Origin of the sequence: Methanoculleus sp. UBA413 (assembly GCF_002502935.1) — an archaeon.
Classification (GTDB): Archaea; Halobacteriota; Methanomicrobia; order Methanomicrobiales; family Methanoculleaceae; genus Methanoculleus; species Methanoculleus bourgensis.
The window spans coordinates 24,006-31,006 of record NZ_DAQR01000078.1; the positions used below are offsets into that span (position 1 = coordinate 24,006).

At 64.2% G+C, this 7,001-nt stretch carries 8 protein-coding genes and 1 tRNA gene; 4 read left to right on the forward strand and 5 right to left on the reverse strand.

Annotated elements, in window-relative coordinates; genetic code table 11:
- On the forward strand, positions 1-420 hold a 420-nt coding region (locus tag BP858_RS06100), incomplete at its 5' end, for a CPBP family intramembrane glutamic endopeptidase (RefSeq protein WP_286879112.1).
- 18 nt (positions 421-438) lie between these two features.
- On the opposite strand, the gene BP858_RS06105 is transcribed toward BP858_RS06100, so the two are convergent.
- The 5 genes from BP858_RS06105 to BP858_RS06125 all read right to left on the reverse strand — a co-directional run bounded on the left by BP858_RS06105 (position 439) and on the right by BP858_RS06125 (position 4,193).
- Entirely contained in the window at positions 439-891 is a 453-nt protein-coding gene (locus tag BP858_RS06105; RefSeq protein ID WP_286879113.1) for a hypothetical protein, read from the reverse strand.
- Positions 892-1,174: 283 nt separating this feature from the next.
- Positions 1,175-2,050: a type II toxin-antitoxin system antitoxin SocA domain-containing protein gene (locus BP858_RS06110; protein WP_286879114.1), complete on the reverse strand. Its 876-nt coding sequence runs from the start codon at positions 2,048-2,050 to the stop codon at positions 1,175-1,177.
- Between the two features lie 411 nt (positions 2,051-2,461).
- A tRNA-Ser gene (locus BP858_RS06115) sits at positions 2,462-2,548 on the reverse strand.
- A 47-nt stretch (positions 2,549-2,595) separates the two neighbouring features.
- Positions 2,596-3,516, reverse strand: coding sequence for an RNA-guided pseudouridylation complex pseudouridine synthase subunit Cbf5 (locus tag BP858_RS06120; protein ID WP_286879115.1), 921 nt, complete (start codon positions 3,514-3,516; stop codon positions 2,596-2,598).
- Complete coding sequence (locus BP858_RS06125; RefSeq protein ID WP_014867540.1) at positions 3,513-4,193, reverse strand: uroporphyrinogen-III synthase; 681 nt, start codon at positions 4,191-4,193, stop codon at positions 3,513-3,515. The genes BP858_RS06120 and BP858_RS06125 overlap by 4 nt, the downstream gene beginning before the upstream one ends.
- Positions 4,194-4,283: 90 nt before the next feature.
- On the opposite strand from BP858_RS06125, the gene BP858_RS06130 reads away from it, so the two are divergent.
- The 3 genes from BP858_RS06130 to BP858_RS06140 all read left to right on the forward strand — a co-directional run.
- Positions 4,284-5,495, forward strand: a complete 1,212-nt coding sequence (locus BP858_RS06130) for a tripartite tricarboxylate transporter permease (RefSeq protein WP_286879116.1) — start codon at positions 4,284-4,286, stop codon at positions 5,493-5,495.
- 185 nt (positions 5,496-5,680) lie between these two features.
- Entirely contained in the window at positions 5,681-6,541 is an 861-nt protein-coding gene (locus BP858_RS06135; RefSeq protein ID WP_286879117.1) for an RNA-processing protein, read from the forward strand.
- Positions 6,538-7,001 (forward strand): fibrillarin-like rRNA/tRNA 2'-O-methyltransferase (locus tag BP858_RS06140; RefSeq protein ID WP_286879118.1); only part of this gene is annotated, 464 nt, incomplete at its 3' end. The genes BP858_RS06135 and BP858_RS06140, both read left to right, overlap by 4 nt.

Genomic DNA, 7,001 nt, shown 5'->3' on the forward strand with positions numbered 1-7,001 from the left:
GTTCTCGCCATCGCCGCAGCTCTCGCGCTCGTCGGGGCGTTCCACTTCATCGACCCGGCGCTCGCGGCGCTGGTGGGCTATCTCGGCCTGCCGGTCACCGATACCGAGGCCGTCAACCTGCTCTTCGCAGGATCGCTCACGCTCCCCGGGATCATCGTGGCGTCCATTGCGGCGGGGTTCGGCGAGGAGGTGAGCATCCGCGGGCTGCTCCAGCCCCGGTTTGGCATCCTCCTCCCGGCGCTCCTCTTTGCCTCGCTCCACGCGTACCAGTACAGCTGGGACGGCCTCATTTCGGTCTTCCTTGCCGGGATCGTCTTCGCCTACATCCGCAGGTACTCGAATACCACGACATCAGCGATCACGCATACCGTCTACGACCTGGTGCTCTTCGCCCTGCTCATGGTTGGGGTGTCGTTCTGAGGGGGGCTCTGCCGCTCTCTACTCTTGGACATCCCCAAGGAATCGCAGATCATAGAGCCCGGTCAGATCCAGCACCTGTTCCCGGTTTCGCATGATGTGGGCGCCGTCGCCTGTCCAGAGCACCAGCCCGGGCAGCAGGAGCGCCAGATCGTGGGCGTCGAGCACCACCTCGATGTCGTCCGGATCCTCGATCGTGTTCAGCCCCTGGTAGATATCAGGGTAGTCGGTCCGCCGCCGGTGCAGACCGAGCACCTCGCGATCTTCAAGGCGGGCGAGGCGCCGGCTGCACTCCTGCTCATAGCGGGTCTTCACAACCCCAGGTGCCTTCATCGTCGCTGTCGGGTCCCTGCCTGCACTGGCGACTGCCTGCACCACAATATCCCGGATCCTCCATGTCGCCGCCTCCACCACCAGGGTCTCGACCGAAGGACCCCGTTTCAGGGCGGCGGTCGCCCTGCGGAACTCTCGCACAATATATTTCTTGATCGTGGTGCACCTGCCGCTGTTCTCGATCCCGAAGCATTCTCCCCAGACAAAGGTGCTTGTATAGTTTGGTTCAGGGTCGTCAAAAAGACGGGTCGCCGCCCTCCCCCAACCGTCGGCGGCGTGAAAATAGTAACCAATCAGGACGTTGCTGTCATGGAAATAGGGCAGGCTATCTCCTCCCTGATGACGGCATCTCTCTTGCCAGGGATCGTGAGAGACGCATCGTGCGATCGAGAAGATCTCCGGCTGTCATCTTGACCGCAGAGGGTTATTCTCGGGCCAGATCGACCGCCACGGCGTTAAACTCGTCCTCGATCTCTTCGCAGTAGGCCCGCACCCCGGCACTCTGCCCCTCCCCGGCATACGCCGCAGAGGAGATGTAGCAGACGGCGTCGCAGCAGGTGGCCGTCAGACGTGGTGCGCGCCCCGGGTCGATTCTGAGGGCAGACCTGAACGCATCGTCCCATGCGAGGTATGCATCATAGAACATCTCGAGGGCGGGAAGAGGGTATCTTCGGATCAGGTCATCGAGCACCTGTTCGACCGCTGCCACCCGTGCGGCATTCAGGGGGTGAATGGCGTCGGCATTCTCCTGCGCGATCCCCATCATCGTCCTGCAGAATGTCCGCTGGAACCCATCTACATGGAGGCCGTTTCTCTCCAGCAGCGCGATCTCGTTGTCGGTGAGGTTGAAGTAGTCGAGCGGGATCGTATCACCATCTGAGAACTCTTTCCAGAGTCGCAGTTCATGGGTAAGGTTGCTGACAGTCCGCGCCTGGCGTCCTTTCAAGGATGCCAGCACCATTGCCATCAGCCCCTGCTCGTAGGGCGAGAACAACGAGAGATCGCAGGGGACCTTTGCCCGGAAGGAGTGCGGCGTATAGGTCTTTGAGCGTGAGGTGTACTTTTTTCTCTCCTGTCTCACGCTAAAGTATCGGTTTGTCTCACTCGCGAGGGTCAGCGCCTCCCCGTCCACCGGCCCGTTCGGCATCCTGATGTAGGTGCTGTCGAAGAGCAGGCCGCCCCGTTGGTTATGGTGGATGAGGTCGATGAAGAAGATATACTTCATCAGGATAGTCTTGACGATAGCGGGGTCCTGCTCTATTGCGTAGAGCATCGCATGGATTTTCTTGAGTTTTTTCACACCATCACCCCACATCGCCGGAGATGGAAGCTCCGCTCCCGGTCGCCGCGTATCTATCTGCACTCTATGCTGCACACAAACGATAACCCTTTCGGAATAATCTGCCCGGTTTTTCTTCATCTCCTGGTGTGCGCAGGGTTCACCATCCCTGTATCCGAGGGCTGCCTTTCTCCCGAAGGCGGTCGCCACGGGAATTCTCCTCCTTGTCCTCCTCCATGGCGATGCCCACCCATGATCCAGAGCACCCAGGCGAGCCGGGGGAGAAAATCAGGTCGCAGCCGACATCCCAATGTTTACCGGTTGAACCGGTGGCCGATACAGCCACATGGGCGTTCCGGGATGCCATCAATGATTATTGCCTCCCAAGGTGGGGTTTTCAAAGAAAGCAGAAGAGCAGAACTTGTTTCAAAACGCTGAGGGGGAGATTTGAACTCCCGAGGGGCTCAACGCCCCACGGGCTTTCCAGGCCCGCGCCCTACCGGTCTAGACTACCTCAGCACAGAATGTGCATTATTAGTTGGCGGCTGAGTCTATTAATAATATCTCTACCTCCGCGGCTCTCCGGCGTGCGTCTTCCAGCCCCGGGGGTAGGTGCCGGGCTGCATCAGGACGGTGGTGGGGGCAACGACCAGCCCGGGTTCCCCGGGTTTCAGTGCCGACGAACTGACGAGGGCCTTCCCGAGCCCCACGAGTTCGCCGCGCCCGGTCATGATCGCGACGACCTCGCCCTTTCCAAACCCGCCTTCCCTGCCGGTGACCCCCACCCCGGCGAGCACAGCGCCGTGGCAGACCGCATCGACCGCGGTGTCGCGGATGACGACCTTCGGGAGGTCGGCGACGGCGGCTCCGGGGGAGAGGATCATCGAGCGGAGCGGGGCGGGATTCCCCTCTCTGGCCGCTGCGGCGGCATCGGCGAGTTCGTGGAGCGAGACCGCCGCGGTCTCGTCAAACGGCCCTGAGCGTATCCTCCGCAGTTCCTGCATGTGCGCGCAGACCCCGAGGGTGTAGCCCATGTGGACGCAGAGTGTCCTGATGTAGGTCCCGGCATCGCACCTGACCCTGAAGAGGACGAGTCTGCCTTCCATGTCCAGGACCTCGATCTCCTGGATCTTCCTGATCCGGAGGTTCCGCTTCACCGCGCTCTTCCGGGGCGGCCGCTGGTAGACCCGGCCGGTGAACTCCTCAGCCACCTGGTCCACTGCCTCTCGGGGGACGTCGCCGTGGAGCCTCATTAAGCAGACATACTCCTTGTTGTGCGAGAGGAGCACGGGAGCGAGCCGAACAGCGCCGCCGAACATGACGACGAGCACCCCCGAGACCTGGGGGTCGAGGGTTCCAGCGTGGCCCACCCGCCGCCCCAGGATGTCCCCGACCCACGCGGTCACCTGGTGGCTGCTCGGGCCCCGGGGTTTGTCGATGACGACGATCCCCGATCCGGGGATGAGGGGTTCTTCCTGACCGGTCATGCTCCTTCCCGGTAGCGGTTCAGCGCATCAAGGGTTCCTGCAAGCGAGCCGTCCCCGACGACCGCCGGGGGGTGTCCGCCGGCCTGCATCGCGTCGGCGGTGACATCCCCGATCGCGACAAGGAGGAGGTCGTCGCGGGGCTGCCACCTGGCCTTCCGGTAGGACATGGCGCTTGTGAAGAGGACGGCGTCGGCGTCGTCGAGGGCGAGTTCCTCATCCGTCGGGACGAGGGCGTAGATCCTCTCCTCGTGGAACTTGCCCCCCGCTGCGGTGATCCCGTCGAGGAGCCCCGGGTTCGGGACATCGGCCCGCGGGATCCCGACCGTCCGCCCCCGGAGCCAGTCCCCGAGGTAGGGGACAAAGTCCCGGGAGTAGAACGCGGGGAGGACCTCGGCCTCGATCCCCGACTCCCGGAGGATCTCGGCGGTCTTCGGCCCGATGGCGATCACCCGGGGCCACCGGGTGAGTCTCGGTGCGATGATCCCGGCAGGGAGGGCGCTTGTGAAGAAGAGGCAGTCGAACTCGTTGCGATGGACGGCGTCGACGAACAGAGCGACCCTCTCCATCCGGATATCAGCCCGGAGCGGCGAGACCGTGTAGCAGTCATGGCCGTAGGAGGCGCAGAGGGCACGGTCTCCCGCGGCCTTGTTCTCGAGGCGGGTGATGGCGATCTTCATCGCTATAACGTTCACCCCGCGGGATATGACTGTATCCCCGGGTGTGATTCGGTTGATTTATCCCCGCAGGCTCAAGACCAATGATCAAGCGTGCTCTTCAGTATCTGCTGCGGCGCCGTCATCGGTATCGGATGCGGCGTCATAAGCGGTCTTGTTCCCGGCATCCACGCCAACACCATGGCAGGCGTCCTCCTCTCGCTCCAGGCGCTCCTGCTTGCCTGGTTCGACCCGGTGGTGATCGCGTCGGCCATGTTCGCCGCGCTTGTTACGCACACGTTCATCGATTGCGTCCCCGGGACCTTCCTCGGTATCCCTGACGCCGACACCTCGCTTGCGGTCCTCCCGGCCCACTCCCTCTGCCTCGAAGGCCGGGGGGAGGAGGCTGTCCGGATATCGGCGCTCGGGAGCGCTGCCGGTGTCGCTCTCTCCCTGCCGCTCGCGCTCGCCTTTGTCCTCGTGCTCCCTGCGCTCCAGCCCGGGATCGACTGGGGTATCGGGCTCATCATCCTCGCGGTGGCCGGCTACCTCATCGTCGTCTCCGAGTCGCCGGGGTGGGCGCTCGCGGTCTTTGGGGTCTCGGGGGCGCTCGGGCTCTTCTCCCTCCGCTACTCGTTCCTCGCCTGGCAGGTGGGGGGCGAGTCAGGGGTGCTGATGCCGCTCCTCTCCGGGCTCTTCGGGATCGCGGTTCTCCTCCGGGCGTCGCACGGGGTTATGCCCGCCCAGCACTTCGCGGGGATCGACCTCCTGCCCGGTGCGGTCAGGCGGGGATCCGTCCTCGGCTCCATCGCGGGGGCTCTCGTCGGCTGGCTCCCGGGTCTCTCGAACGCCACGGCAAACGCCCTCCTGACATCGGTCATCGGCTACGACACAAACCCCCGGGAGTACATCCTCGCGACCAGCGCCGCAAACACCGTCAACGCCTTCCTCGGGCTTGCGGCGCTCTATGCCATATCCAGGACCCGGAACGGGGTGATGGTGGCGCTCGCGGCGGCCGAGGAGGTCCCGCCCGCGACCGCCATTCTGCTTGCCGGGGCGCTGGCCGCGGTCGGGGCCTACCTCCTGACCATCCTCCTCTCGTCGATGGCAGGGTGGTTCGGCGGCGTGAATGTCACGGCGCTCAACCGGGGGGTCATTGTCTTCGTGGTCCTGCTCTCCCTCTTCCTCTGCGGGCCGTTCGGGGGTTTGGTCCTCCTCCTCGCGACAGCGGTCGGCTACGTCCCGTCGCTGGTCAACATCCGCCGGGTCTACTGCATGGGCGCGATCATGGTCCCGGTGATGTTCTACTCATTCGGGTTTGCCTGATCCCGGGGTTTATCTCACGCGGAAGCACGCGAAGAACAGGAGAGGAGGTAATCATATCCCGTGGCGTCGCGTGTGACCGCATCAATCGTCTCCACCCCATTCCCCCACGCGCCGCACAAGGATGCACCCGCGAGAGAAGATGGCTTAATGCATTCTTATATCAGCCGGGCTCCAATACCGTACCCATGCTACAACGCTACTGGTTCGGAGATGTCGATGAGCAGGGGTGCCGGGCTGCAGGCACCGACCCGGCAGCGCTCGCGAAACGGGCGGCCACGCTCCGCACCGGTATGGAGTCATATCGCCCCATTGACTGGGAGATTGCCCGGGACTGTGGGGTTGTCCGGGACCGGGCGGAGTATATCGACCTGCTCCGGGCGGTCTGCACCACGCTTGCCCGGGAAAAGATCGCGGTCTCCTACCAGGCCCGGGATGTCGAGCTCCTCCAGATGGTCAGGATGCTTGATGAGCTCGACAACGTCATCAACCTCCTCCAGGAGCGTGCCGCGGAGTGGTACCAGGTCATGACGCCGTCGTTCTCCCGGAAGTACCGCTACCTCCCGGCGCGGAAGATGCTTGGTATCATCAGGAAGGGGGCGCGGGGCGGTCTTTCGGATGTGGCCGGCGAGATCGACCGGCTCACCGGGGTGAGGAGCCGCCTGATGCGGGAGGTCTCGGCCCGGGCCGACGAGGTGATGCCGAATGTGAGCGCTCTCATCGGCGGGCTGGTCGCGGCCCGGCTCCTCTCCCGGGCGGGGGGGCTTTCAGAACTTGCCCGGATGCCGGGAAGCACCATCCAGGTCCTCGGGTCTGAGCAGGCGCTTTTTTCGCACCTGCGGGCCGGGACGCCGCCGCCGAAGCATGGGATCATCTTCCAGCACCGGCGGGTTCATAACGCACCAAAAGAGGTCAGGGGCCGGGTAGCAAGGGTGCTTGCGGCGAAACTTGCGATCGCGGCCCGGCTCGACTACTACCGGGGGGTTCTGGTGCCGGAGTTCATCGAGGAGGCCCAGGCCCGGATCGACGCGGCCGGGGTGGTGGCATGATCCGGCTCGGGAACGTCCTGGTCTCCCCCGGTGAGGGCGGGGTCTACGGGGAGCGGATGCTTGAGGGCTACCGGGTCTGGGACCCCTACCGGAGCAAGTTCGCCGCGTACTACCTGCTCGGCGGCGGGCTGGACCTCACCCCCGGGATGCGGGTGCTCTACCTGGGTGCGGCGAACGGGACGACGGTCTCGCATGTCGCCGATTATGTCGAGACCGTCTATGCGGTTGAGTTTGCGCCCCGGCCGATGCAGGACCTCCTCGAGGTGGCCCGCCGGAGGAAGAATATTGTTCCGATCATGGCTGACGCGAACCGGCCCGATGCGTATGCGTCGTTCATGGAGGAGGTCAACCTGGTCTACCAGGACGTGGCACAGCCAAACCAGGTCGAGATCGCGGAGAAGAACCTCGTCTTCCTCAAGCCGGGGGGGCATCTGGTCCTGATGCTCAAGACGCGGAGCGT